Source organism: Streptococcus mitis (assembly GCF_002096925.1).
In the GTDB taxonomy this organism is placed as follows: domain Bacteria; phylum Bacillota; class Bacilli; order Lactobacillales; family Streptococcaceae; genus Streptococcus; species Streptococcus mitis_AF.
This window is the reverse complement of sequence record NZ_NCVN01000077.1, coordinates 1-349: the sequence shown is the minus strand read 5'-3', so window position 1 is coordinate 349 and position 349 is coordinate 1. Positions and strand designations below refer to the sequence as shown.

1 pseudogene is annotated in these 349 nt (G+C 41.0%); it reads left to right on the top strand.

The features are described from left to right. A pseudogene (locus B7692_RS07690) lies at positions 1-349 on the top strand (IS1182 family transposase); the annotation flags it as partial.

The following is a 349-nucleotide window of genomic DNA, read 5'->3' as shown; positions in this document are numbered from 1 at the left end:
GGACTAAGATTGAAGCCAATGCCAACAAGTATAGTTTTGTGTGGAAGAAAGCGACAGAGAAATTCTCCGCCAAACTGCAAGAACAGATACAGAACTATTTTCAAGAAGAAATCACTCCTCTTATCCATCAAGCTATCGAACTGGATACACAAGAGCCTATCTCCTCAGAGCAGTTGCTTGCATTCGCTCAAGTCCTTGAAGAAGAATTGGAAACACTGAACCAGAACATTGAGGAGACAGCTGTTAAAGGGAAGGATGAACGTAAAATCCCGCGTCGTAAACTCAAGAAAGTCTTGCGTAAAGTCAAAGATGATTTTTCAGTACGTGCTGAAAAGTATGAGAAGTATCA